The sequence below is a fragment of the Algoriphagus sp. AK58 genome (genome assembly GCF_014324365.1).
Taxonomy (GTDB): Bacteria; Bacteroidota; Bacteroidia; order Cytophagales; family Cyclobacteriaceae; genus Algoriphagus.
In genome coordinates, this window is record NZ_QEIG01000012.1 from 1 (window position 1) to 2,119 (window position 2,119).

The window sequence follows — 2,119 nt, forward strand, 5'->3', positions numbered from 1 at the left end:
TCCTGACTAATGCCCGGGTTAAGAGATCCTATATTCTGGTTCAAGCCAGTCAACGGATCGGTTACCGTCACATTGTTCAAGGTCACATTGCCCGTATTGGTCACCGTCAGGGTATAAGTAATCACCTGACCAGCAGCATCCACTGTAGATACTCCTGCTGTCTTCTCTATCGTAATATCCGGATTCTGGGCAAAGCATGCCTCGGCAGAATCGGAAGCTTCCGTGAGTACCGTTGTCTGTTCGGAGTCTTCTCCATTCAGATACACGGTAGCTGTAGCCACGTTTTCCATACAAACCCCTTCGATCATTTCCTGGGTAATCTCAAGCTGAGCCTCGAAAGTCACTGATGCCTGAGGAGCCAGTGACGGAACCGTCCAGGTATCTCCTGTCAGATTGTCGGCAACTTCTACGTTCTGAAGTTCCACATCCCCGTCATTGGTCACCGTAATCTCATAGCTGATGAATCCGCCCACTACTCCGTCATTGGATTTCACCTGCTTGTCAATCTGAACTGAAGGCTGAACCACCAATACCGTCACAATCGCCGTATCACAGTTTGTCGGATTCGGGTTGGTGCAGATCCTATATTCCAACGTGTAAACCCCAGGAGTCAAGCCCGGTGCCACGCTCACCAATCCTGTCGCAGTGTCCAATATCAAAGCACCTGGAGTAGACTGGCTTACCTCGGTAATCGTTACCAACGTCGTGTTCAAAGGAGTCGTACCGTCCAGCAAGCGGTCATTGTTCAGCACATTGACAATGTTGTCATATCCAAGCTGGGTGGATACCGGAATTCCGGTCATATCATCATCCTCTGCAATCGGAGGATTCGGATTCGGATTACATTCAGCTGTCGCTCCAGGATAAGTCACCTCGGCCTGTACTTCCGGATTCAATCGGAAAATCACATAAGACCCAGGCTCTCTTACCTGATAGAAGTTAAACGGTCCTGACTCCCACTGCATGTTCTCGTATCTCCATCCCGGCCAGGAACTTCCATACCCTCCAGGAAGCGTATCCGCTCCAGGAAACAGCATATAACCTTCCAATGGGATGTTGTCATAGCTGATAATCACATTGCCGTCCTTGTCATACCAGGTCATCGTCAACGGAGTATCGTCTCCCGGAGCCAAATCCTGAAGATCAAAGTTCACCGGCGACAACAACCATCTCAAGTATGGCGCATCCAGCTCACAATATTCATCTACCTCTATCAGACCCAACAACGGTTCCACGGTCACCGTAATCACCGCCTCATCAAAATTTGAAGGATTGCCCACTTCCGTGATCCTGTAGGTCAACTGATAATCTCCTGCCTGTGCATTGGCCCCAATGGTAATCACACCGTCCCCGTCTACCGTCAAAGTTCCCGTCGGATCCGGAGTCACCGTCGTAAGTACCACATTGGCTGACGTAGCCGGACCGCCTTTCAGCTTGTCGTTGGTCAAGGCATTGACCGTAGATGTCTGCGCAACGGTGCTGTACTGGAAGGTACCTGCATTGTCATCCACTGCCAAAATCTCATTAAAGCTTGCATCGGCAGTCTCCTGGTCAGGGTCAGATTCCACAACTCCCTCTCCAAAATACCCCTTACCCGTCGCAATATTGGTGACTGAACCATTCGCCAAGTCTGACGCAACTACTGTGTAAGAAGCCGTGAAGACAAGCTCGTCATTAGGTGCCAGTATGGACGTATTCGCAGGATCCGCAATGGTTCCTATTTTGTCGTCTTCCACTGTGAATGGACCTGACAAGGTCACATTACCCGTGTTGGTAAGAGTATACTTGTACTCTATTACGTCGTCTACCAAACTGTAAGGATTACCTGACGTGATCTCTTTCAAAATCGTCAAAGCAGCTGTCTGAGACGCAAAAACCGTCTCATCGGCACTGCGCTCAAGCTCTTCGTAGCTCGCTGTCGCCGTGTTGTCCACCTTGCCCGCATCCAGATCCGCCTGCGTGATCACATACTTGGTCACAATCACCGTGTCGGCCTGCGGTGCCAAGCTCGCTATCACCTGGTTCAAGCCGGTCAACGGATCGGTCACCACGATGCCTTTCAGCGTCACGTTGCCATCGTTGGTCACCGTGATGTCGTAGCTGATCTCCTCGCCTACCG

Annotated in this window: 1 pseudogene; it reads right to left on the minus strand. The window is 50.7% G+C overall.

From position 1 onward, the window contains the following. A pseudogene (locus tag DDT91_RS11990) lies at positions 1-2,119 on the minus strand (DUF11 domain-containing protein); the annotation flags it as partial.